20 protein-coding genes and 1 pseudogene are annotated in these 24,230 nt (G+C 61.1%); 10 read left to right on the top strand and 11 right to left on the bottom strand.

From position 1 onward, the window contains the following. Positions 1 to 26 precede the first annotated feature (26 nt). Together LOY38_RS16360 and LOY38_RS16365 are read right to left on the bottom strand one after the other, a co-directional pair. A pseudogene (locus LOY38_RS16360) lies at positions 27 to 659 on the bottom strand (porin); the annotation flags it as partial. A gap of 209 nt (positions 660 to 868) precedes the next feature. Next, positions 869 to 1,675: a sulfite exporter TauE/SafE family protein gene (locus LOY38_RS16365; protein WP_258696126.1), complete on the bottom strand. Its 807-nt coding sequence runs from the start codon at positions 1,673 to 1,675 to the stop codon at positions 869 to 871. A gap of 159 nt (positions 1,676 to 1,834) precedes the next feature. Here LOY38_RS16365 and LOY38_RS16370 point away from each other — a divergent pair, with 159 nt between their 5' ends. Beyond that, positions 1,835 to 2,698 (top strand): MBL fold metallo-hydrolase, encoded by an 864-nt coding sequence (locus LOY38_RS16370; RefSeq protein WP_258696127.1) that lies wholly within the window; start codon positions 1,835 to 1,837, stop codon positions 2,696 to 2,698. Between the two features lie 146 nt (positions 2,699 to 2,844). Here LOY38_RS16370 and bkdR read toward each other — a convergent pair whose 3' ends face one another. After that, positions 2,845 to 3,333 carry a Bkd operon transcriptional regulator BkdR gene (gene bkdR, locus LOY38_RS16375; RefSeq protein ID WP_017339472.1) on the bottom strand — a complete coding sequence of 163 codons (489 nt, stop codon included), beginning with the start codon at positions 3,331 to 3,333 and terminating at the stop codon, positions 2,845 to 2,847. Between the two features lie 185 nt (positions 3,334 to 3,518). On the opposite strand from bkdR, the gene LOY38_RS16380 reads away from it, so the two are divergent. The 6 genes from LOY38_RS16380 (at position 3,519) to LOY38_RS16405 (ending at position 10,150) form a co-directional block, all read left to right on the top strand. Continuing rightward, a complete protein-coding gene (locus tag LOY38_RS16380) occupies positions 3,519 to 4,754 on the top strand; it encodes a 3-methyl-2-oxobutanoate dehydrogenase (2-methylpropanoyl-transferring) subunit alpha (RefSeq protein WP_008005369.1) in 1,236 nt (411 codons plus the stop codon). Position 4,755: 1 nt separating this feature from the next. Continuing rightward, positions 4,756 to 5,814 (top strand): alpha-ketoacid dehydrogenase subunit beta, encoded by a 1,059-nt coding sequence (locus tag LOY38_RS16385; RefSeq protein WP_258696128.1) that lies wholly within the window; start codon positions 4,756 to 4,758, stop codon positions 5,812 to 5,814. After that, on the top strand, positions 5,815 to 7,086 hold the full coding sequence (locus tag LOY38_RS16390; protein ID WP_258696129.1) for a dihydrolipoamide acetyltransferase family protein: 1,272 nt from the start codon (positions 5,815 to 5,817) through the stop codon (positions 7,084 to 7,086). It abuts the gene before it with no gap. Positions 7,087 to 7,103: 17 nt separating this feature from the next. Next, positions 7,104 to 8,486 (top strand): dihydrolipoyl dehydrogenase, encoded by a 1,383-nt coding sequence (gene lpdA, locus LOY38_RS16395; protein WP_258696130.1) that lies wholly within the window; start codon positions 7,104 to 7,106, stop codon positions 8,484 to 8,486. Positions 8,487 to 8,653: 167 nt separating this feature from the next. Beyond that, positions 8,654 to 9,673, top strand: a complete 1,020-nt coding sequence (locus LOY38_RS16400) for a branched-chain amino acid aminotransferase (protein ID WP_258696131.1) — start codon at positions 8,654 to 8,656, stop codon at positions 9,671 to 9,673. A 135-nt stretch (positions 9,674 to 9,808) separates the two neighbouring features. After that, positions 9,809 to 10,150, top strand: a complete 342-nt coding sequence (locus LOY38_RS16405) for a hypothetical protein (RefSeq protein WP_258696132.1) — start codon at positions 9,809 to 9,811, stop codon at positions 10,148 to 10,150. On the opposite strand, the gene gcvA is transcribed toward LOY38_RS16405, so the two are convergent. After that, complete coding sequence (gcvA, locus tag LOY38_RS16410; protein WP_258696133.1) at positions 10,140 to 11,066, bottom strand: transcriptional regulator GcvA; 927 nt, start codon at positions 11,064 to 11,066, stop codon at positions 10,140 to 10,142. The genes LOY38_RS16405 and gcvA overlap by 11 nt on opposite strands. A 105-nt stretch (positions 11,067 to 11,171) precedes the next feature. Between gcvA and LOY38_RS16415 the strand changes: the two genes are divergently transcribed. After that, positions 11,172 to 11,780: a LysE family translocator gene (locus LOY38_RS16415; protein ID WP_258696134.1), complete on the top strand. Its 609-nt coding sequence runs from the start codon at positions 11,172 to 11,174 to the stop codon at positions 11,778 to 11,780. Here the strand turns inward: LOY38_RS16415 and LOY38_RS16420 are convergent. Further along, complete coding sequence (locus LOY38_RS16420; RefSeq protein ID WP_258696135.1) at positions 11,777 to 12,541, bottom strand: helix-turn-helix transcriptional regulator; 765 nt, start codon at positions 12,539 to 12,541, stop codon at positions 11,777 to 11,779. The two genes, LOY38_RS16415 and LOY38_RS16420, sit on opposite strands and share 4 nt — an antisense overlap. Positions 12,542 to 12,622: 81 nt before the next feature. Here LOY38_RS16420 and LOY38_RS16425 point away from each other — a divergent pair, with 81 nt between their 5' ends. After that, on the top strand, positions 12,623 to 13,744 hold the full coding sequence (locus LOY38_RS16425) for a cytochrome P450 (RefSeq protein WP_258696136.1): 1,122 nt from the start codon (positions 12,623 to 12,625) through the stop codon (positions 13,742 to 13,744). Between the two features lie 703 nt (positions 13,745 to 14,447). Here LOY38_RS16425 and LOY38_RS16430 read toward each other — a convergent pair. The 5 genes from LOY38_RS16430 to LOY38_RS16450 all read right to left on the bottom strand — a co-directional run bounded on the left by LOY38_RS16430 (position 14,448) and on the right by LOY38_RS16450 (position 21,895). Further along, positions 14,448 to 16,196, bottom strand: a complete 1,749-nt coding sequence (locus tag LOY38_RS16430) for an acyl-CoA dehydrogenase (RefSeq protein ID WP_258696137.1) — start codon at positions 16,194 to 16,196, stop codon at positions 14,448 to 14,450. Between the two features lie 43 nt (positions 16,197 to 16,239). Next, the gene (locus tag LOY38_RS16435) at positions 16,240 to 17,481 is read right to left on the bottom strand and encodes a thiolase family protein (protein WP_258696138.1); all 1,242 of its coding nucleotides are present in this window, start codon (positions 17,479 to 17,481) and stop codon (positions 16,240 to 16,242) included. Continuing rightward, the gene (locus tag LOY38_RS16440; RefSeq protein WP_258696139.1) at positions 17,478 to 19,361 is read right to left on the bottom strand and encodes a feruloyl-CoA synthase; all 1,884 of its coding nucleotides are present in this window, start codon (positions 19,359 to 19,361) and stop codon (positions 17,478 to 17,480) included. The genes LOY38_RS16435 and LOY38_RS16440 overlap by 4 nt, the downstream gene beginning before the upstream one ends. Before the next feature lie 159 nt (positions 19,362 to 19,520). Further along, entirely contained in the window at positions 19,521 to 20,969 is a 1,449-nt protein-coding gene (locus LOY38_RS16445) for an aldehyde dehydrogenase (protein ID WP_258696140.1), read from the bottom strand. 95 nt (positions 20,970 to 21,064) lie between these two features. Continuing rightward, positions 21,065 to 21,895 carry a p-hydroxycinnamoyl CoA hydratase/lyase gene (locus tag LOY38_RS16450; RefSeq protein WP_138965462.1) on the bottom strand — a complete coding sequence of 277 codons (831 nt, stop codon included), beginning with the start codon at positions 21,893 to 21,895 and terminating at the stop codon, positions 21,065 to 21,067. 210 nt (positions 21,896 to 22,105) lie between these two features. On the opposite strand from LOY38_RS16450, the gene LOY38_RS16455 reads away from it, so the two are divergent. After that, positions 22,106 to 22,594 (top strand): MarR family winged helix-turn-helix transcriptional regulator, encoded by a 489-nt coding sequence (locus tag LOY38_RS16455; RefSeq protein WP_258696141.1) that lies wholly within the window; start codon positions 22,106 to 22,108, stop codon positions 22,592 to 22,594. Positions 22,595 to 22,643: 49 nt separating this feature from the next. Here the strand turns inward: LOY38_RS16455 and LOY38_RS16460 are convergent, their stop codons facing one another. Next, positions 22,644 to 23,966 carry an OprD family porin gene (locus LOY38_RS16460; protein ID WP_258696142.1) on the bottom strand — a complete coding sequence of 441 codons (1,323 nt, stop codon included), beginning with the start codon at positions 23,964 to 23,966 and terminating at the stop codon, positions 22,644 to 22,646. Positions 23,967 to 24,230: the final 264 nt, after the last annotated feature.

The following is a 24,230-nucleotide window of genomic DNA, read 5'->3' on the forward strand; positions in this document are numbered from 1 at the left end:
TATGCCTTGCCGGTCGCGCTGCTGTCGTTGGTGTCGACCGGGTCCATGATCCCCACCGCCACCCGCAAGCCGTCCATCATCGGGGTGCGATAGGTAATCTGCGACGTCGGGAACGGGTACGGATAACCGCTGCCGATGTTGCCGAACGACACCCCGCCGCCGTCCACCAGGCCCAACGTATCGCTGACCTGACCATAACCGGCCAGCAGTTCGTCGAGCAGGATGTTGAAGCGGGCAAACAGGCCTAAGTCCTTGCCGATCAGCACCTCGCCCCACTCTGGATTGGCCACCGTGCCGTAGAACTGCCGCACGTCGATGGCCGTGTCGGTGCCGTTGGTTTCGCTGTCGTTGATGGTCACCCAGAACGAGGCGCGGGCGCCGAGCTTGAGGTCATCGACCTGCTTGCCCATGTTGAAGCCCAGGTAGTTGGGCACAAACCCCATCTTCACCCGCGCCTGGCGCCGGTCATACTGCTCGCCAGCCCGGTCCACGTCGCTGTTCACGTAGAAGGCGTTGATGTAGCCATCCGTGGAGAACGTGGTCTGGTCCTTGTCGTACAGCATGATCTCGGCCTCGGCCATTGAGCTCAGGCCCAGGGACGACAGGCTGGCGATGAAGGCCGGCAAGAAACGACGCTTGAAGTTCTTATTGTTGTGCATGACGCGCTCCGCAACGGGGGACTTGATGTCGGAGGCGATTATCGAAAGCTGACCGGCGGCGTCATACGCTGCCTTGGGGGCGGTTGTCAGGTACTTTGAGTTGGCCGGTGACGCGCGGCAAATTCGGTGTAAGACCGGCCGTTGACGAGGCCCGAAACTTAGGGTGTAAGCCTGTGAAGCAGACTGGCGTCCACAGGAACCGGTGTCTGCTAGGCCACCGCTCTAAACAGCATGTAGACGGCGATCACCACGCAGACGCTGGCAAAGCCCATCTGCAACCCTCGGGCCGGCACCCACGCGCAGAGCTTCCGACCGAAGATCATCCCGACGATGCTGGCGACAATGAATGACCCGCCCAAACCATCGATCCGCACCCCGGCGTGAAACGCGCCGATCACGCCGATCACCGAAATCAGACTGATCACCATCAACGACGTGGCCACAATCCCACGCATCTGCACATCGGTCAGCTGCTTGAACGCCGGCACAATCAGAAAGCCGCCACCGACCCCAAGTAGCCCCGACACCACGCCGGTCACCGCGCCGAGTGCCGCCAGGGTGGCGGTGCATTTGGCGGTCCAGGAAAAGCGCCCGGTCTGCTGATCGAGCATGCAATTCTTCTGGCCCCAGTTGGCGTGGCCGTGATCGCTCGGGCCGTCGTCGTGCTTTTCCCGGCGCAGCATCCGCCAGGCCACCATGACCATCAGCAGACTGAACAAAACCATCAGGCTCTTTTCCGGCAACTGATGGGCGAAGTAGATGCCCACCGGCGAAAACACCGCGCCGAGCAAAGCAATCAACAACGCCGCGCGATAGCGCACCAGGCCATGGCGCAAACCGTCGATCGCACCGATCGCCGCCGCACTGCCCACCGCAAACAGCGCCACCGGCGCTGCCTGAGTCATGGTCAAACCCAGCCCCAGCACCAGGGCCGGCACCGCAAGAATACCGCCACCAGCACCGGTCAAACCGAGCACCAGGCCCATGACCAGGCCAAAAAAACTTGCCAGCAACATAGAACACTCGTGATCCAAAAAAGCCGGGAACGCCCGGTATCGATTGAGTGACAGGATAGAGCCCACACAGTTTTTTTCATTAATTGAATTGATGCGGGACTGGTCAACCCAGGGAAAATGAAACTACCCTCAAGACTTATCCAAGAAGAAACGGCCACCATGCCTGCGTTGATTGAAGCCTTCCTCGACCCCGTCTCGTCGACCTACAGCTACGTAATCTACGAGCACGCTGGCGGGCACTGCGCGATTGTCGATCCGGTGCTGGATTACGACCCCGCCGCCGGGCGCACCGCGACTGTGCAGGCCGACAAGATCATCGCCTTCGTGCGCGAACACCAGCTTGACGTGCAATGGCTGCTGGAGACCCACGCCCATGCCGACCACCTGTCGGCCGCGCCGTATCTGCGTCGGGAACTGGGGGGCAAGATTGCGATTGGTCAGTCGATCAGCAAGGTTCAGGGGGTGTTCAAGACGCTGTTCAATCTTGAACCGGGATTCAGGGTCGATGGTTCGCAGTTCGATCACCTGTTCGCGCCGGACGAGTCATTTCGCATTGGCAACCTCAAGGCCACGGCCCTGCACGTTCCCGGTCATACCCCGGCGGACATGGCTTATTTGATCGACGGCGATGTGATTCTGGTGGGCGATACGTTGTTCATGCCGGACGTCGGCACTGCGCGCTGCGACTTTCCTGGTGGCAACGCCAACCAGATGTTTGCCTCGATCCGCAAACTGCTGGCCTTCCCCGCCAGCGTGCGGCTTTACGTGTGCCACGATTACCCGCCCACGGGCCGCGCTCCACAATGCCAGAGCACGGTGGGTGAACAGCGCAAAAGCAACATTCATATTCACGATGGTATCGACGAAGCCACCTTCGTCGCCATGCGCACCCGACGCGATGCCGGGTTGGGCATGCCGACGTTGTTGTTACCGGCGATTCAGGTGAATGTGCGGGCGGGGAATCTGCCGCCGGCGGAAGACAATGGCGTGACGTACCTGAAGATCCCCCTGAATCAACTCTGACCCTCGATCGTTCCCACGCTCTGCGTGGGAATGCATCCCGTGACGCTCTGCGTCACATCCGGAAGCGGAACGCGGAGCGTCCCTGGCGGCATTCCCACGCGGAGCGTCCCTGGCGGCATTCCCACGCGGAGCGTGGGAACGATCATTCAGTTGGCCAACGTCAATCCATTCGCCGGCAACGGCAACGCCGTCTTATACCGCACCTGCTTGAGCGCAAAGCTCGAACGAATGTTCGCCACCCCCGGCACCTTGGTCAGAAAGTCCATCATGAAGCGCTCCAGCGACTGAATGGTCGGCACTAGCACGCGGATCAGATAGTCCGGGTCGCCGGCCATCAAATAGCACTCCATCACTTCCGGGCGATCCGAGATCGCCTCTTCGAAATGCTGCAACGCCTCCTCCACCTGTTTCTCCAGGCTGACGTGAATGAACACATTCACATGCAGCCCCAGCAGGTCGGCATCCAGCAGGGTCACTTGCTCACGAATCAGCCCTAATTCTTCCATCGCCTTGACCCGATTGAAGCACGGCGTCGGCGACAGGTTCACCGAGCGCGCGAGGTCGGCGTTGGTGATGCGCGCGTTCTCCTGAAGGCTGTTGAGAATGCCGATGTCGGTACGGTCCAGTTTGCGCATGAGACAAAACCACCTGTTTTTTATGTTTATGCAGATTTTTTATCCTCAAATGATCTCCAGCGCAACGAAACACAGAGAAATATTCTTCTTGGCCCGGCCTATGATTGTTGTAGGACAAGATTTCTTTTACCGAAGAATGACTGCCAGCTCACTACAAGAAATTCACAAGATCGAGCGTAGAAGCCATGAACCAAGCGTACGAACCGCTGCGCCTGCACGTTCCCGAACCATCGGGCCGCCCCGGCTGCAAAACCGACTTCTCCTACCTGCATCTGACCGACGCAGGCCTGGTGCGCAAACCCCCAATCGACGTTGAACCGGCCGACACCGCCGACCTGGCCAAGGGCCTGATTCGCGTGCTCGACGACCAGGGCAATGCCCTGGGCCCATGGGCTGAGGGCGTACCCGTCGAGATCCTGCGTAAAGGCATGCGCGCCATGCTCAAGACGCGGATTTTCGACAACCGCATGGTGGTCGCCCAGCGTCAGAAAAAAATGTCGTTCTACATGCAGAGCCTTGGCGAAGAAGCCATCGGCAGCGCTCAGGCCCTGGCCTTGAATATCGACGACATGTGCTTCCCCACCTACCGTCAACAAAGCATCCTGATGGCCCGCGAAGTACCGCTGGTGGACCTGATCTGCCAACTGCTGTCCAACGAGCGCGATCCGCTCAAGGGCCGTCAGCTGCCGATCATGTACTCGGTCAAGGATGCCGGCTTCTTCACCATTTCCGGCAACCTCGCCACCCAATTCGTTCAGGGCGTGGGCTGGGGCATGGCCTCGGCGATCAAGGGCGACACCAAAATCGCCTCGGCCTGGATCGGCGACGGCGCCACCGCTGAATCGGACTTCCACACCGCCCTCACCTTCGCCCATGTGTACCGTGCGCCGGTGATCCTCAACGTGGTCAACAACCAGTGGGCAATCTCGACCTTCCAGGCGATTGCCGGCGGTGAAGCCACGACCTTCGCCGGACGCGGCGTCGGTTGCGGCATCGCCTCCCTGCGGGTCGATGGCAACGATTTTGTCGCGGTGTACGCCGCCTCTGCCTGGGCCGCCGAACGCGCACGCCGCAACCTCGGCCCGACCATGATCGAATGGGTCACCTACCGCGCCGGCCCGCACTCGACGTCTGATGATCCATCCAAATACCGTCCTGCCGACGACTGGAGCCACTTCCCGTTGGGCGACCCGATTGCGCGACTCAAGCAGCACCTGATCAAAATCGGTCAGTGGTCCGAAGAGGAACACGTCGCCGTCAGCGCCGAACTGGAAGCCGAAGTGATCGCTGCGCAGAAAGAAGCCGAGCAGTACGGCACCCTCGCCGGCGGCCAGATTCCGAGCGCCGCGACCATGTTCGAAGACGTCTACAAAGAGATGCCGGAGCACTTGAAGCGCCAGCGTCAAGAGTTGGGGATCTGACATGAACGATCACAACAATAATATTCAGTTGGAAACCGCCATGACCACGACCACCATGACCATGATCCAGGCCCTGCGCTCGGCCATGGATGTGATGCTTGAGCGTGACGACAACGTCGTGGTGTTCGGCCAGGACGTGGGCTATTTCGGCGGCGTGTTCCGTTGCACCGAAGGCCTGCAGAACAAGTACGGCACCTCCCGCGTATTCGACGCGCCAATCTCCGAAAGCGGGATCGTCGGCGTCGCCGTGGGCATGGGCGCTTACGGTTTGCGGCCGGTGGCCGAGATTCAGTTCGCCGATTACGTCTATCCGGCCTCGGACCAGATCATTTCCGAAGCCGCCCGCCTGCGCTATCGCTCCGCCGGCGAGTTCACCGCGCCGATGACCCTGCGCATGCCGTGCGGCGGCGGCATCTATGGCGGTCAGACCCACAGCCAGAGCATCGAGGCGATGTTCACCCAGGTCTGCGGTTTGCGTACCGTCATGCCGTCCAACCCTTACGACGCCAAAGGCCTGCTGATCGCCTCCATCGAAAACGATGACCCGGTGATCTTCCTCGAACCAAAACGCCTGTACAACGGCCCGTTCGATGGCCACCACGACCGTCCGGTAACCCCGTGGTCGAAACATCCGGCCGCACAAGTGCCGGACGGCTACTACACCGTGCCGCTGGACGTCGCCGCCATCGCGCGTCCGGGCAAGGACGTGACCATCCTGACCTACGGCACCACGGTTTATGTGTCACAAGTCGCCGCTGAAGAAACCGGTATCGATGCAGAAGTCATCGACCTGCGCAGCCTGTGGCCGCTGGACCTGGACACCATCGTCAAATCGGTGAAGAAAACCGGACGTTGCGTGGTTGTTCACGAAGCGACCCGTACCTGCGGCTTTGGCGCCGAACTGGTCGCTTTGGTGCAAGAGCATTGCTTCCACTACCTGGAAGCGCCGATCGAGCGCGTCACCGGTTGGGACACTCCCTACCCGCACGCGCAGGAGTGGGCGTATTTCCCTGGCCCGTCCCGTGTGGGCGCGGCTTTGCATCGGGTTATGGAGGTCTGAATGGGCACGCACGTTATCAAGATGCCGGACATTGGCGAAGGCATTGCAGAAGTTGAACTGTCGGTGTGGCACGTCAAAGTCGGCGACATGGTCGTCGAAGATCAGGTGCTGGCCGATGTCATGACCGACAAGGCGATGGTCGACATCCCTTCGCCGGTGCATGGCAAAGTCATTGCGCTGGGCGGCCAGCCGGGCGAAGTCATGGCGGTCGGCAGTGTGCTGATCAGCATTGAAGTCGAAGGCGCGGGCAACGTTAAAGAGTCGGCTCAACCTGTCGCAGCTAAAGAAGCACCGGTTGCGGCGCCTAAAGTTGACGCCGTGGTTGAAAGCAAACCTGTCGCTGCCGCCGCGCCGCGCCCGGCCACTTGCCAAGGCCCGATGGTTGCCCGCGCGGCCGATGAGCGTCCGCTGGCCTCCCCGGCGGTGCGCAAGCATGCACTGGACCTCGGCATTCAATTGCGTCTGGTGCGTGGCACCGGCCCCGCCGGGCGGATTCTGCACGAAGACCTCGAAGCTTATCTGGCTCAGGGTCAGTCGAACGCATCGACCGTCACCGCCGCTTACGCCCAGCGCAACGACGAAGAGCAAATCCCGGTGATCGGCATGCGCCGCAAGATCGCTCAGCGCATGCAGGACGCCACCCAGCGGGCCGCCCACTTCAGCTACGTCGAAGAAATCGACGTCACTGCCGTAGAAGAACTGCGCGCACACCTGAACGAAAAACACGGTGCGACCCGCGGCAAGCTGACCTTGCTGCCGTTTCTGGTCCGCGCGCTGGTAGTGGCCCTGCGCGACTTCCCACAGATCAACGCCCGTTACGACGACGAAGCACAAGTCATCACCCGCCTCGGCGCGGTGCATGTGGGCGTCGCCACGCAAGCCGACATCGGTTTGATGGTGCCGGTTGTGCGTCATGCCGAAACCCGCAGCCTGTGGGACAGCGCTGCGGAAATCTCCCGTTTGGCAACCGCCGCGCGCACTGGCAAGGCCAGCCGCGATGAGCTGTCCGGTTCGACCATCACCCTGACCAGCCTCGGCGCCTTGGGCGGCATCGTCAGCACCCCAGTGCTGAACCTGCCGGAAGTGGCGATCGTCGGCGTGAACAAAATCGTCGAACGGCCGATGGTCGTCAAAGGCCAGATCGTGATCCGCAAGATGATGAACCTCTCCAGCTCCTTCGATCACCGCGTGGTCGATGGCATGGACGCGGCGCAATTCATCCAGGCCGTGCGCAGCCTGCTCGAACAACCCGCAACCTTGTTTGTGGACTGATTATTAATGGAGCGGACATGCAGAATTTGAACACCACGCTGCTGATCATCGGCGGCGGCCCTGGTGGCTATGTAACGGCGATCCGTGCTGGTCAACTGGGCATTTCAACCATTCTGGTGGAAGGCGAATCGTTGGGTGGCACCTGCCTGAACATCGGCTGCATTCCGTCGAAGGCATTGATTCACGTCGCCGAACAGTTCCATCAGACACAGCACCACAGCCAGTACTCGGCGCTGGGCATCAGCGTGTCGGCGCCAACCCTGGACATCGGCAAGAGCGTCGAGTGGAAGGACGGCATTGTTGATCGCCTGACCACCGGCGTCTCGGCGCTATTAAAGAAGCACAAGGTCCAGGTCATTCAAGGCTGGGCCAAGGTGATCGACGGCAAAACCGTCGAAGTGGGCGATACGCGCATTCAGTGCGAGCACCTGGTGCTGGCCACCGGTTCAAAAAGCGTGAACCTGCCGATGCTGCCGATTGGCGGGCCGATCATCTCCTCCACCGAAGCCCTGGCGCCGAAAAGTGTGCCGAAACGACTGGTCGTGGTCGGTGGCGGTTACATCGGTCTGGAGCTGGGGATTGCTTATCGTAAGCTCGGCGCCGAGGTCAGCGTGGTCGAGGCGCAGGATCGTATTCTGCCGGCTTACGATGCCGAACTGACCCATCCAGTGCACGAAGCACTCAAGCAACTCGACGTGAAGCTTTACTTGAAGCACAGCGTTGAAGGCTTTGATTCACAAAAAAATACTCTGCAAGTTCGTGATCCGAGCGGTGACATCCTGAATCTTGCAACCGATCAGGTGCTGGTGGCCGTCGGTCGCAAACCCAACACTCAGGGCTGGAATCTCGAGGCCTTGAACCTGGACATGAACGGTTCGGCGATCAAGATCGACAACCGCTGCCAGACCAGTATGCGCAACGTCTACGCCATCGGCGACCTGAGCGGCGAACCGATGCTCGCCCACCGGGCCATGGCTCAGGGTGAGATGGTTGCCGAACTGATCAGCGGCAAACACCGCGAATTCAACCCGACCGCCATCGCCGCCGTGTGCTTCACCGACCCGGAACTGGTGGTGGTCGGCAAGACCCCGGACGAGGCCAAGGCTGCGGGGCTGGACTGCATCGTGTCCAGCTTCCCGTTCGCCGCCAATGGCCGGGCGATGACGCTGGAGTCGAAAAGCGGCTTCGTGCGGGTCGTGGCGCGGCGAGACAATCATGTGATTGTTGGCTGGCAAGCGGTCGGTGTGGGCGTGTCTGAGTTGTCGACGGCGTTCGGTCAAAGCCTGGAAATGGGCGCCCGGCTGGAAGACATCGCCGGCACTATCCATGCGCATCCGACGCTCGGTGAGGCAGTGCAAGAAGCGGCGTTGCGTGCTCTTGGTCACGCGCTGCATCTGTAACCTGGACCTGAGTGATCGTTCCCACGCTCTGCGTGGGAACGATCAGTGCGAGAGAGATCGCATTCCGGGCTGCGAAATGGGTCCGGAATGAAGTATTGTTGTCCCCATCCAGAAAAATGTCAGAAGCCTTGAACCGTTTCGACGGTTGTTAAGTGATAGAGGGTGTCATGGGTAACGAAAGCATCAATTGGGACAAGCTGGGTTTTGACTACATCAAGACAGACAAGCGCTATCTGTCGCACTGGCGTAATGGCGAGTGGGACAAAGGCACCTTAACCTCTGACAACGTGCTGCACATCAGCGAAGGCTCCACTGCCCTTCACTATGGCCAGCAGTGCTTCGAGGGCCTGAAGGCCTACCGCTGCAAGGACGGTTCGATCAACCTGTTCCGCCCGGACCAGAACGCCGCACGCATGCAACGCAGCTGCGCGCGCCTGCTGATGCCGCAGGTGTCCACCGAGCAGTTCGTCGAAGCGTGCAAGGAAGTGGTGCGCGCCAACGAGCGTTTCATCCCGCCTTACGGCACCGGCGGCGCGCTGTACCTGCGCCCGTTCGTGATCGGCGTGGGTGACAACATCGGCGTGCGTACCGCACCCGAGTTCATCTTCTCGATCTTCGCCATCCCGGTCGGCGCCTACTTCAAGGGCGGCCTGACCCCGCACAACTTCCTGATCTCCAGCTACGACCGCGCCGCCCCACAAGGCACCGGCGCGGCCAAGGTCGGTGGCAACTACGCCGCCAGCCTGATGCCGGGCTCCCAGGCCAAGAAGGCGCATTTCGCCGACTGCATCTACCTGGACCCGCTGACCCACACCAAAATCGAAGAAGTCGGCTCGGCCAACTTCTTCGGGATCACCCACGACAACAAGTTCGTCACCCCGAATTCCCCTTCGGTGTTGCCGGGCATCACCCGTCTGTCGTTGATCGAGCTGGCCAAAACCCGTCTGGGCCTGGAAGTGGTTGAAGGTGACGTGTTCATCGACAAGCTGTCCGACTTCAAGGAAGCCGGCGCTTGCGGTACCGCTGCGGTGATCACCCCGATCGGCGGCATCAGCTACAACGACAAGCTGCACGTGTTCCATAGCGAAACCGAAGTCGGCCCAGTCACCCAGAAGCTCTACAAAGAGCTGACCGGTGTACAGACCGGCGACGTCGAAGCGCCAGCGGGCTGGATCGTCAAGGTTTGATTTGACGCGACTGTCCGTGTGAACACAAAAGCCCGGCCTTCACGTTGAAGGCCGGGCTTTTTTTCGTCCGCGTTTCGCACAAAACGTCACTAGACTTGCCACGTGCAACAGCCATCAACAGGTGCCACCACAACCATGGGCAAACTCTGGCGGAAGTATCTGGCCTTGCTGGACACCGACTTCACCACGCAAGTGTTCGACAACATCAAGAACCTGCTGGTGTGCGCCCTGCTGTTCGCGGCGGGCACCAACGCGTTGCAAAGCGGCCATCAGCTGTTTATGGGATTGCTCGCCTCAAGCCTCGCCGGCTGGGGGTTGATTGCAACGTCGGCACTGCTGATGCTGCTCAACATCAGCGACGGCCTGCGCCGGCTGTCCAGGTTGCCGTATCACACGGCGTTCCAGATCATCCTGTGTCTGGTTTACCTGGTGCTGGCGGTGCGGGTGGTGGAGATCGTCTGGGATTTCAGGGCGTAACAGTCACGGCACGAGGTGTTTGCCAACGCAGCTCGTCCTGAGCAATATGGGCAAACAACCACTCCACGAACACCTGTGTCTGCGCCGTCACGTCCGGCGCAACACCGTAGTAATAACGCGGCAACGGCATACGCAACTCGGGCAACGGGCAGATCAGGCGTCCGCTCGAAATGTGGGTGCCCAGCAACGAGGTCGGGCACAGGGCGATGCCCTGTCCATCCACGGCGGCCTGAAGCGCCAGGTGCATGTGATCAAACTGCCGGGTTTTCTGAGCGGCTGGCTGGCTTTGACCAAAGTGCATGGCCCAATTGTGCCAGTCTTCGCGACGCGCCTTGGCGGTCAGTAACGTGTGCCGGCTCAGCGAAGTGAGGTCTTCAAGTGGCAGGCGCTCGATCAGCGATGGCGCCGCGACCAGCACTAGTTCGTCTTCGAAGAGCGCTCGCGCCTCAATCGCCGGTTCCCAGTCGTCACGACCACGGCGAATGACGATATCGAAGCCGTCGCGTGCCTGATCGGGTGCCTGGGTTTGGGTGATCACCTGCGGCTTGATGTCTGGGTGCTGCGCAATGAAATCCGCCAGCCTGGGCGTCAGCCAAAGCATGGCAAAGGATGGACGGACATTGATCTTCACGGTAGGCCGCGAGGCATGTTGCTTGAGCGCAGCGGCGGCGTTGGCGATCTGCGACAACCCGGCGCTGACCTGCTCATAAAAACGCTGGCCGGCCGGCGTCAGCACCGATTGACGGATACGCCGCTCGAACAGCAGCACACCCAGGTACTCCTCGAGCAATTTGATGTGCCGGCTAACAGCACTGTGGCTGACATGCAGCTCTTCGGCCGCCAGGCTGAAGCTCTGATGACGAGCAGCAACGGCGAAGGCGCGAACAGCATTAAGCGGCGGTAGTTGATTTATCATGCGTCTAATTTAGTCACCTATACGCTTTAATTAAAGCGTTTGTCACGCCACCGTCGTCACGCCAATCTGCCAGCACGCAGCCAACGGCACCTGACGGAGCAAGACATGAATAGCTACGGACTCTTTATACTTTTCGCCACCCTGACCATTTTGAGCCCGGGGCCTGGCGTGGTCCTGACCCTGTCCAACGCGGTGCGCCACGGTTGGACGGGAGCGGTGCCGGGGATTCTGGGGATTGCGTCAGGGGCGTTTGTCGTCGCCGCCGTCAGCGCCACCAGTGTCGGCCTGATACTCAGCACCTCCGCGAACGCCTTTACCGCATTGAAATACGCAGGAGCAGCCTATTTGTTGTACCTGGGCTACAAAAGCTGGCGCTCGGATCGCTTCAGCGCGCTGCTTGAAACGCGGCCCTCAAGCCCCGGCTATCGCTTCCTTGAAGCGGCTTCGTTACAGTTTCTGAACCCCAAGGCGGTGTTTTTCTTTCTCGCGGTGTTCCCGCAATTCATCGACACTTCGGCGCATTTCTACACCCAGTTCTTCAAACTGGTCGCCTCTTACGCCATTCTGGTGATCCTGGTGCATGGCAGCTATGCCTTGCTCGCCAATGCCGCCAAAGGCTGGTTGTCGAGCCCCAAGGGTTCCTGGCTGGCCGCGAAAGTTTCGGGCGTGACCTTCGCAGGCTTTGGCGTGCTCATGGCCTCGGCCAGTCGCTAAGCCACGGGCCTTGCGATCGAGCGGCGCCTGTTCTCGGTGGGCACGGGTTCTGCGGTCGTCACCTGATCCGGCAACTCAACGGCGAACCGGCCACTGAGTTCCTTGCGCCCCACCGCAGTTAACGCCAGTGCCCGACTGTCCAGGTCCTGCGTCACCCATTTGCGCTTGATCGCCGTTTGCAGCAACGCCGCGCCCAAGGCACCGCCCAGGTGCGGTCGGCGCATGCTCCAGTCCAGGCACGGGCAGGCGAAGCGGCGGCGCAAAGTGCCGAGGTCTTTGACGTCGATGCCCAACCCGTCAAACAACGCTTCACCGCTGTCGCTCAGTCGATAAACCTGCTCATCGGTTTGCAGTAACCACCCCGCGTCGATCATCCGGTCATGCAGCACCACTGCCAACGTACCGGCCATGTGGTCGTAGCAGGTGCGGGCGAATTGCAGACGGTCCGGGGTGCGCGGGTTGAATGTTGGCGCGGCGTTCTGGCCGATCACCATCAGTGCTTCGAGTGCCTGGGCCACACGTTTGTCCGCGAGGCTGTAATAGCGGTGACGACCCTGAACGTGCAAACGCACCAACGCCAACTCCTTGAGTTTTGCCAAGTGCGCGCTGGCAGTCGAGGCGCTGACTTCGGCAACCGCCGCCAGCTCGGTGCTGGTGCGGGCGTGACCGTCCATCAGCGAGCAGAGGATTTTCGTCCGCGCAGGCTCGGCAATCGCTGCGGCCACTTGAGAGACGCCGATGTCGTGTTGTTCTGCGTTCATATTTCGCTCCCGGACGAATCAAGGCCCTCTCGGACTGGAGATAGTAGCAACACTTTCCAACCACCGATAAGGCTGCGACCCATGGACCCGATCATCGCTGCGACTCATGCCGATCCCTACCCCTACTACGCACAATTGCGTACCGAGGGTGGATTGGTTTTTCATCAAGGACTGAAACTGTGGGTGGCCAGCAGCGCCCGAGCCGTTGCCGCCGTGCTGGCGCATCCGGACTGTCATGTGCGGCCGGCCCATGAGCCGGTGCCCCGATTGATTGCTCAAGGTATGGCCGGAAAAGTGTTCAGTCAGTTGATGCGGATGAATGAAGGCGAGCGGCAGCGCTGCCCGAGGGCGGCGATTGAGCCAGGGCTGGCGTTGATTGATGTGAACGAGGTTAACGCATTGGTCGGCGCTCGCTTGATCACCCCCGGCGCCGACGGGTTGTACGCAGCGATGTTTCGCGGGCCGGTCTGTGTGGTGGCGGCGTTGCTGGGGTTTTCTCCGGCTCAGGGCCGGGCCATCAGCGAGCTGACAGCGGACTTCGTCGCCTGCCTGTCGCCCCTCAGCGATCAGGCGCAACTGGAAGCCGCCCATGTCGCGGCGGAACTGCTGAAGGGTTACGTCATCGAGCTTCTGGACGACCCGAGCAACCGCAGCGCCCTGCTCGCCGGTATTCGGCAGCGCTTCGCGGCGACATCGACCGACCCTGAAACCTTGATCGCCAACCTGATCGGTTTGTTCTCCCAGACCTATGAAGCCACCGCCGGGCTGATCGGTAATGCATTATTGGCGTTTAGACGAAACCCACCGTTCGATTCGACTCACGTTGACGACCTGATCGCTGAAGTTCAGCGCTTCGAACCGTCGGTACAAAACACCCGCCGCTTCGTCGCCGCACCGTGCGAAATCGACGGCATAGGCCTGAACCCCGGCGACGTTATTCTGGTGCTGCTGGCCTCGGCCAATCGCGATCCGCAGCTTAATGACGATCCCGATGCGTTTCTGCTCGACCGTCCGAACCGTCGCAGCCTCACTTTCGGCACGGGCCGTCATCAATGTCCGGGGCAGGTGTTGGCCTTGAGCATTGCCCGCGCGACGCTGGTTGAGATCCTGGCGATGAAACCTGATTTGGGCCGGTTGACCTGGCACTACCGCACTTCCCTGAATGGGCGCATTCCTTTGTTCACTGATCTGCCGAACGCCTGACAGACCGCGTCATGGTTCTTCGCGAGCAAGCCCGCTTGTATGTTTAGACTTGAGGGGTGGGCTTGCCCACGATGACGGCCTGACAATCAACGCATCATTTCTGGCCTGCGCAACAGGCCACATCGCCTTGTATCGCGGTAACAGCGGATCAGGCCTTCCAGCAAAAACAGTTGTTGCCATGAGCCCCCTCGCCACAAATGCAAAATTGCACCCTACTTGACCACCCGTTTGCATTGCACATGACCACCCATTTGCATTGGACTTGACCAGCTGTTTGCATGGGACTTGACCACATGCTTTGAATGGATTCCTCAGAGTATGAGAATTTTGCTCTCGGCCATTTTCAGATCACAGTTGGGTAACTGCACCGACTTGCCCCCATTTGCATTCGATCTGACCAGTCATGTGCACCGTAATTGACCAGCAAGATTCGTGGAGACGTGACCGGCAGAGAGCGGCCAATAGTGGACAGTCACGCAATTGCCCTCCCTGCTTCATAGCGCAAGTGCTCTGCACTGGATAACGTGCTTCGGACCAAGGTGGCGGTCAGTCTTCATGTGCGAGAGAGCGGGACAACTCGCCATAAGCGTTAGCTTGATCCAACAGCGTCTTAGCTTTTGTTTCGAATACTTGAATATGCTCTTCGGTTGATGTCACGCGAGGGTAGATGCAACTCACCCTCGTTCCTGGCGCTAACTTGAACTCACCTCAGAAACGGCAGGGGTGCCTTGGCCGCACGAATGGCAGCGATCCGGTAATCCGCTTCCGGCAGCAAGTAGGCAAAGAAAAAACCGGCTGTTTCCAGTTTACTGGCGCGCAGTGGATCGCTGTCGGGTAACAACCGAGAGACACGCGCCGCTCGAGACCAGGAATAAGCCAAGAGGGCCACGCCACACAAACGCAGAAAATCGCCAGCAGCCCGATATGGGTATTCGCCCTCCTCGACGGCCAGGTCACGTATCTCTATTTGCAAACACTCGAGTTTATTGCAAAGCAGCACCAGCTCAGCGCAAAAGCTGGCGGTTTCGCAGGTCTGCCCAGCTTCTTCGCGCATAACCGCCAACAATTGGCCGAAGGCGCGGCCTTCATCGCCCAGCACTTTGCGTAGCAGCAGATCATTGGCCTGAATTTCGTTACTACCCTCATAAATCATTGCGATGCGGCTGTCGCGCAGGGTCTGCTCAATGGCAAATTCGGTGACGTAACCGTAGCCACCGAATACCTGCAAGGCGTTGCTGGCCAGACGAAAACCCTGTTCGGTGAAAAAAGCCTTGATCACCGGTGTCAAGAGCTCCGCCAGTTGCAAGGCACCCTGCCGAGTGACCAGGTCCGGGGCATGTTCGGCCTGATCGAGCAAATGTGCAGCCCAATAACCGACGGCTCTCATGCCCTCCGCGTAGGCCTGTAACTCCAGCAAAACGCGACGCATGGCCGGATGATAGTGAATGGGGTCGACAGCTTCGGCCGCAACGCTGACAGGGCGATTGGGCGCACGCATTTGTTTGCGCTCCAGTCCATACGCATAAGCGTTCTGCCACGCAGACTCGGCATGTCCCAGGCCCTGCAGGGCGACATGCAATCGCGCCGAGTTCATCATCACGAACATCGCGGCCAAACCACGATTCGCCTCGCCAATCAGCCAACCCTGAGCGCCGTCGAAGACCAGCGAACAGGTGGCACTGCCTTTGATGCCCATCTTGTGTTCGATACCATCGCAGCGCACCGCATTGGCATGAGCGTCATCCAGGCGTTTGGGTACCAGAAACAGCGAAACACCACGACTACCGGTGGGCGCCCCGGGCAATCGGGCCAGCACCAGATGCAGGATGTCCTCGGTCAAGTCATGTTCGCCTCCGGAAATGAATAGCTTGCAGCCGCTCAGCCGATAACTGCCGTCGCTCTGCGGTTCGGCGCGGCAGCGCAGCAGGCCGACGTCGCTGCCAGCCTGGGGTTCGGTCAGGCACATGGTAGGCAGCGCCTCACCACTGACGATCTGAGGCAGATAACGGTCCTTGATCCACTGCGGTGCGTGGGTCTTGAGGCACAGGTAAGCGCCATGGGCGATCCCCGTGTACATGGCCCAACCGTGGTTGCTGGCGTATAGCATTTCCTGCAATGCGGCATCGAGCAGTTGCGGCAGCCCCTGGCCACCGAAGGCTTCATCACAGGCCAATGCCGGCCAGCCACCTTCGGCGAAAGCTCGATAAGCCTGTACAAAACCATCCGGAGTACTGACCCGGCCATTGTCGAAGCGGCAACCTTGGCGATCGCCGCTGCTATTGAGCGGCGCCAATACATCCGAGCTGAAACGTCCGGCCTCTCCCAGCACCTGGAGTGCCAGCGGCAAGTCCAGAGCCTCAAATGCAGACATTTGACTCCATGCCCGGGGAGCCTGCAGCCAATGTTCAAAGATAAATTGCATGTCGCGCAACGGCGCCTGGTAGTGCCACATGGCAAACCTCGTGTCGTTCAAAGGGAAAAAACACCGCCAGGGTTCAGCCGCGAAAATCCGGGTTCTCGATCAGCACGGCCATGCCCTGCCCGCCGCCGACACAGGCGGCGGCGATGCCGTAGCGCCGGTGTTGCTCGCGCAATTGCCGCGCCAAGGTCAGCACCAGACGCAGGCCGGTGGCGGCCAATGGATGCCCCAGCGCGATTGAACCACCCCGGCGGTTAAGCCGCTGGCTGTCCAGCTCCAGCGCCTGGGCCACCGCCAGCACCTGCGCGCCTTGGGCCTCGTTGATTTCGAACAGGGCGATATCGTCCTGGGCCAGGCCACTGCGTTGCAGCAACAACTGGATCGCCGGCACCGGGCCGATCCCCATGAACTCCGGTGCCACACCGACCACCGCAGTGGCCAACAGGTGCGCCAGCACCCGACGCGCACTCATCGAAGCTCGACCGACCAGTGCGGCCGCTGCGCCGTCCACCACCGCACAGCTGTTGCCGGCGGTTTGCACACCCTCGGAGTGAATCGCCTGCAGCCTGGCCAGCGCAGGTAGATCGGTGGGCCGGGGATGGCTGTCCTCGGTGACCGCTTCACATCGGCGCGGCAGGGTTATACCTCGTGGCTGATAGCCCTCCAGTCCAAACACCTCATGACCCACGGCGACGATTTCATCGCTGAACCAGCCGCTGGTCTGCGCCTGCAGTGCCCGTTGGTGACTGTCGAGGGCATAGCTGTCCACCGCTTCGCGGCTCAGGCCGTGACGCCTGGCGAGATTTTCCGCCGTGGCGATCATGTCCAGGCCCGGCGCCGGGTCGTACAGCGCCTCCCACAGAAAATCCTTGAAATCCACCGGCGCCCCGAGGCGAAACCCGCCCCGGTGGGTGTAGGCGGCAATCGGATTGCGCGACATGGACTCGGCGCCCACACACAGCGCCAGTTGCGCGCCCCCTTGCAGCTGCTCGCCGGCCTGGCGCAACAGCTCGAAACCGGTCGCGCAGATGCGCTGCACCGCCAGGGCCGGCACCTGTTGCGGCACCCCACTGTAGAGGCCGATATGGCGTGGCAGCATGTAGGCGTCGAAGCTGGCCTGGGCCATGGAGCCGGCCAGCACCGTATCCACTGCCCGCGGATCGAGCCCGGCACGGGCCAACACTTCGCGACCGACCTTGATGCCCAGGTCGATGGGCGATACCTGGGCCAGCGCGCCGCCGACGTCGACCCAGGGCGTGCGCACGGCTTCAAGAATCGCCACATCATTGAAGGACGAGTATTGCCCCCGGCCACTCACGACCGCGGCCCCGCGCGCAGGATCGACGGGTCTTCACCGCGATACAGCGCCTCGACCTGGGCCGCACGCCATTGCAGGACAGCGCGCTGGTTGATCGAGCCTTTGTCGGTGATTTCACCACGATCGATGGACGCGGGCTCGTCGAGCAACGCGATCCACTCCAGGCGACTGGCGTTGCCGCTGGCGTCGCGATTGAGCCGCTGCAACCAGTCGGCGAACAACTGGCGCACCGGCGCGCTGGCCAGCACCTGGGCATCGCTGGCACCGGCATCGAGCCCCGCCAGTCGGCGGCATTCGTACATCCGTGGGAACACCAACGCGCCAAGGCATTCACGATCCGGTGCAGTCACCACTAGGTCCTGGACATAGGGCGAGCCCTCCAGCACTGCTCGATTGCGCAGCGGGCCGACACTGACGAACACCCCGGAAGACAGCTTGAAATCTTCGGCGATGCGCCCATCGAACATCAGCCCCAGTTGCGCGTCATCCGGGTCGGCAAGCTTGAGCGCATCACCGGAACAGTAATAGCCCTGTTCGTCGAACACCTCGGCGGTCTGCCGGGGTAAGCGCCAGTAACCGGGCATGATGTGCGGCCCACGAAAACGCCCTTCCAGCTTGCCGTCCTTGGGCACCAGGCGGACCTCGCAACCCGGCGCCGGCAGGCCGATGTAACCGGCCATCGACAAGGGTCCGGTGGTAAAGGTGCAGGATGGCGCGGCCTCGGTCATGCCCAGCCCTGCCATCATGCGGATACGTTCGCCGCAGTGTTGTTCGGCGACCCGGTCCAGGCGATCCCAGACGCTTTGCGACAGCCCGGCAGCGGCGAAGAAAAACAGGCTGACGCGCTTGAAAAAACACTCCCGCAGCTGCGCGTCCTGTTCCAGGGCCGAGACCAGTTCTTCCCAGCCCTTGGGCACAGTCAGGTATGCAGTGGGTGAGACCTCCTTGAGGTTGCGCAGGGTCTGGGCAAATCCCTGGGCGGTCGGTTTGCCGTCGTCCAGGTAAAAACTGCCGCCGTTGTAGAGCACGATGCCCAAGTTATGGCTGCCGCCGAACGTGTGGTTCCACGGTAGCCAGTCCACCAGCACCGGAGATTCTTCACCGAACACCGGAAACGTCTGCAACAACATCTGCTGATTGGCGCAGAGCATGCGCTGGGTGGTGATCACGGCCTTGGGCAGCCGGGTCGAGCCGGAGGTGAACAGAAACTTGGCGATGCTGTCCGGGCCGGTGGAGGCAAAAGCGGCTTCGGCCTCGGCGCCGCCCGGTTGTTCGAGCAGGCTGGCAAAGCTCGCCTGGCGACGACCCGCAGCCTCGCCACGGACGCTGATCAGTGGCGTATCGGCCGGCAGCACGGCGTCGATGGCGCGCTGGTACGCCGGGGCGTCACTGACGAACACCAGGCCCGGTTGCAGCAGGTCGCACACGTGGCGCAGCTTGGAGAAGTCCTGGGACAGCAGCGAATAGGCCGGCGACACCGGGCAGTAGGGAATGCCCGCGTACATGGCGCCGAAGGCGACTTGCAAATGCTCGATGTCATTGCCCGAGAGCAGCACCAGGGGCTTGTCGGCCGACAGGCCATAACCCAGCAGGTTTTGCGCGATTGCGCGGACACTGTCGAGCATTTGCGCGTAACTCACCCGATGCCATTCACCGTCGTCCTGGCGGGCGGCGATAAAGGTCTGCTCGGGACGCACCCGGGCCCAATGCACCAGACGGTCGAGCAAGCGCACGGGCATCTCGGCCAATGGCTCGAGGGAGCGCATGTGCAGTTCGCCCTGCTGCTCGGTCACCTCGACCGCCGCGCAACCGATGGACACGGGGCGATAGCGCGGTGCGCTGGCCTGGGCATGGGCTTGTAGACTGAATTCGGAACTCAAGTGCTTGTACTCCGTCGAGGCACGCTGAACCCGAGCCACCCGCAGGTGACTCATCGATAGCGTGGCAGCCGTTGGCTGCAGCCTTGTTATTGTTATTTCGGTCTTGCACGCGGGCGACTCGCTTTCAGGGAAGTCGATGCCCGACGTGGCGAAGCCTGTTCAGATCGGGTAGTGCCGCGGCCCATTCTGCAAGGTGACCCAACGCAATTGAGTGAAATGCTCAATGGATGCCTTGCCACCAAAACTACCGTAACCGCTGGACTTGACCCCGCCGAAGGGCATTTGCGCCTCGTCATGCACGGTCGGGCCATTGATATGACAGATGCCTGACTCGACCCGTTGGGCCAAAGCCAGGGCACGCCCGGTATCGCGACTGAAAATCGCCGCAGACAAACCGAACTCAGAGTCGTTGGCCAGGTGCAACAACGCTTCATCCCCCTCACCGCGCAGCAACACGGCGACCGGACCGAAGGATTCCTCGCGGTACAGGCGCATGCTCTCGTTGACGCCGTCGAGCAGGGTCGGCTGTAAAATGCTGCCGTCCAGTTGCCCGCCAACCACCAGTCGCGCGCCCTTGGTCAAGGCGTCGTCGATCAATCCCTTAATGCGCATACCGGCGCTGGCGTCCACTAGCGAACCGAGCACCGAACCGGCGTCCGCAGGGTCCCCTGCGCGCAGCGTTGCAACCTTGGCCGCCAATTTCGCGACAAAGGCGTCGGCAACCTTGGCATCGACGATCAGACGCTCGGTGGACATGCAAATCTGCCCCTGATTGAAGTAGGCGCCAAAGGCGGCCGCCTCTACCGCAGCATCCAGGTCGGCATCGTCGAGCACCAGCAGCGGCGCCTTGCCGCCCAGTTCCAGCAACGCCGGCTTGAGGTGGCGCGCCGAGAGTTCGCCGACGATGCGCCCGACATGGGTCGAGCCGGTGAAATTGACCCGGCGCACCGCCGGGTTGGCGATCAATCGCTCGACAATCGCCGGGGCATCCTCAGGTGCGTTGCTGATGACATTGACCACGCCATCGCCCAGGCCTGCGTCCTGCAACACCTGACCGATCAGGCGGTGCACCGCAGGACTGAGCTCGGAGGCCTTGAGCACCACGGTGTTGCCGCAAGCCAATGGCATGGCGATAGCGCGGGTGGCGAGAATCACCGGGGCGTTCCAGGGCGCGATGCCCAACACCACGCCGCAGGGTTGGCGCAGGGCCATGGCGAAACTGCCAGGCACATCCGAGGGGATGACTTCGCCATTGATCTGCGTGGTCATCGACGCCGCTTCCCGCAGCATGTTGGCCGCCAGCCGCACGTTGAACCCGTACCAGTTGGCCATGGCGCCGGTCTCGCCCGCCGCCTCGATGAACTCGGCACTGCGCGCCTGCAATTGCTCGGCCGCCTTGAGCAACCGGGTGCGGCGTTCATTGGGGGCCAGGGCAGCCCAGGCGGGAAACGCCTTCTGCGCAGCGGCCACCGCAGCGTCGGCATCTTCCAGGGTGGCGGCGGCAACCCGCGACACCAACTCGCCGGTCACCGGGTTACGGCGTTCGAAGGTTCGACCGTCGCGGGCGGCGCACGACTGGCCGCCAATCAGCAGGGGCACGTCCAGCATGGTGATTCCTCTTTATAGTCTTTGTCGGGAATGCATAAGAACGGTGTAAACGCAGTACCGGGGCGCAGCCGCGCCCGGCTACTTACCGCAGAACCTCAGCGTTTGTACGCTTGCAGGCCCGGCTTGATGCTCTTGTCGTCAAGGAATTGTTTCATGCCCTGCTCACGACCGCCTTCGGTGTCGAGCAGGCGCGACTGATCGAGCTTGGCGTACAGGTAATCCTCGTTCTGCTCCCAGGTCAGTTCGCGGCAACGTTTGAAACCATGCTTGGCCGCACGCAGCACCACCGGGTTTTTCTCCAGCAGGTTACGCGCCAGCTCCACAGTGACTTCACGCAGTTGCGCCAGCGGTACGCTTTCATTGACCAGGCCCATCTCGGCGGCTTTCTGCCCGCCAAAGGTCTTACCGGTCATGATGTAGTACAGCGACTGGCGATGGCCCACGGTGTCGGCCATGGCCTTGCTCACCAGGTTGCCTGGCGGGATGCCCCAGTTGATTTCCGAAAGACCGAAGGTTGCTTCGTCGGCGCAGATCGCCAGGTCGCAGGCCACCAGGGGGCTGAAGCCACCGCCGAAGCACCAGCCGTTGACCATGGCAATGGTCGGCTTGGCGTACATGCGCAACAGTTTCCACTGCCATTGCGAGGCTTCGCGGCGGATTTTTTCCTGAAGGATCTCCGGGCCGGCGTCCACTTCGCGGAAGTACTCCTTGAGATCCATGCCCGCGGTCCAAGCTTCGCCCGCACCGGTCAGCACCAGGACACCGGCGTCCGGGTCCTGCTCGAGGGTTTCCAGGACATCGATCATCTCGCGGTTCAGGGTCGGGCTCATGGCGTTGCGCTTTTCCGGGCGGTTGAGAATGACCCACGCGATGCCTTCCTCGATTTCCACTTTGACCGTTGTCCAGCGACCTTCGTAATTGCTCATGACGATGCTCTCTTGCTCTTGATGTGAAGATGACTGGAAATTAAACCGGCAAATTAGTTATGTCAATTAACCATTAATAAAATTAACCGGTTTCCCGTTGCGCAGAGCCCCAACTGTCCGAACGCCGCCGATATTGGCCGTAGCAATCACCGCCCAACGTCGGCAAAATAGATAGCCTTGTTAACTCAAAATCCCCAGGACTCACCTGCAATGGCCAAGCCCTCCCCCCTCGCCGAGTCGATCGAGGCACCCTCGAGCAACGCCGAGCTGCAGGCACCACTCATTTCGGCGTTGAACGACCTAATCGGCTACGCCATGCGCCGCGCACAACTCAAACTGTTCCAGAACCTGATCGGCCGCCTCTCGGCCCACGATCTGCGACCCGCGCAGTTCTCGGCCCTGGCGATCATCAACCAGAACCCCGGCCTGATGCAGGCCGATCTGGCGCGGGCACTGACCATCGAGCCGCCCCAGGTGGTGCCGCTGCTCAATAAACTGGAAAGCCGTGCACTGGCGGTGCGTGTGCGTTGCAAGCCGGACAAGCGCTCCTACGGGATCTTCCTCAGCAAGACCGGCGAGACCCTGCTCAAGGAACTGAACCAGATCGCCGCGCAAAGCGACCTGGACGCCACCGCGGCACTGGACGATCAGGAACGCGAAGAGCTGCTGCGACTGCTGAAGAAGATTTATCAGGAGTGACGCACGCCCCCAAGGGGCGTGCCGGTGAGAAGCCTGCAGGCCTGCGGGGTTACCAGATCGGCAAGGTGTAGGTCACCAGGAAGCGGGTCTGGTTTTCATCGCGGAAGGCCGCGCCGCTCGGGAAATCGTTGCGGTAGATCGCCTTGCGCGCCACCAGTGCGACGTTTTTCAGCGGACCGCTCTGCACCACGTAGCCCAGCTCCATCTGGAACTCGCGCTCCTTGCGGTCCTCTGCGTTGAAGGCTGCCAGCTCGATATTGCCACCGCGCAGATAACGCAACCGGCCCCTCAGCCCCGGCACTCCGGACGCGACGAAGTCATAGTCATAGATGGCCTGCCACGTGCGCTCCTTGGCGTTGAGAAAGTCCGACGCCATGGTCAGCTCGCTCATGCCCATCAACTCTGTGCCGGAGATGTAGGGCGTCGCCGATTCGCCACTGGAATGCATATAACCGATGCCCAGCTTGTGTCCGCCGTAACGGTAGCTGAACAGCCCCGAGACGTTGCGATTGTCCACTTCACCGCCCTTGGCGCTGCCATCCTCGCGACTGAAAAAACTGCGCAGGTCACTGGTCAATGTCCCACCGCCCAGGGGCAGGTCATGCAGCAAGGCAAAGGTGTGCTGTTGGTACAAGTCGGCCACTTCTGCGTGGTAGGCACGCAGGCTCAGCGTCTTGCTGACCTGGTAATCACCCCCCAGGTAGGCCATGTGCGAGGTCGTGGCAGTGGCGTTGAAACGCCGGTTGGGCGACGCGATGGTCATCGCCTCATAGTTGGTGGAATTGCGCTTGTCGATGCGATCGATATAGCCGGTGTTCAGCGTCAGCCCATCGAAGTCCCTGGAGCTCAGGATGGTGCCGCGAAAGGTTTGTGGCAGCAGTCGCGAGGGGCTGGCAAAGGCAAACGGCAAGAAGATCGACACGTCCCCGGACTTCACCGTGGTCTGGGCAAAACGCAGCTTGGCGGTCGGGGCCAGGCGCGAGTACTCATCCGCCGCCCGATTGTCGCTGGCCGACACCGGCAACAACTCGGTGCCGCTGCGATCCGGCGCGGAGTCGAGCTTGACCCCCAGCAGCCCGCGAACGTCCAGGCCAAAACCCAGCGGCCCTTGGGTAAACCCCGACTCCATGTTCATGATGAAACCCTGGGCCCACTCCTGGGCGGCGGTCTTGGCGCCATCGTCCTTGTATTGGCGGTCCAGGTAGTAATTACGTAGGGTCAAGGTGCCATGGCTGTCTTCGATGAAGCCCCCGGCGCGAAGCTGTGTGGGTAGAACGCTCAAGCCGAGCAGCGCCAGGACCAACCCTCGGTTGATACCGGGCACACAGGTGGCTGACGCCGTCGCAACGTCGTGCGTGGGGAGATTTGGCATGTTCGATTTCCATTTTTTATTGTTGTTTGTGCCGCCAGCAGAGCCCAGTGCAGCCGGCTTCGCGGACAGAGAATGGAAACAGCCAACGACCCCTGTCAATGGCGATTGATCGATAATCGAACATTAATATTGTTATCTATTTTTAATATGATTGCCTTATCTAGATCTTAGTAGATGATTTATAAGCCTTATTTGCTGTTTTTTTGCAATTTTCGATGGACAGTTCATTTTTTAGTTATCTTTGTTATCTTATTCGCCAGCAGC

The organism is Pseudomonas sp. B21-015 (assembly GCF_024749285.1).
GTDB lineage: Bacteria > Pseudomonadota > Gammaproteobacteria > Pseudomonadales > Pseudomonadaceae > Aquipseudomonas.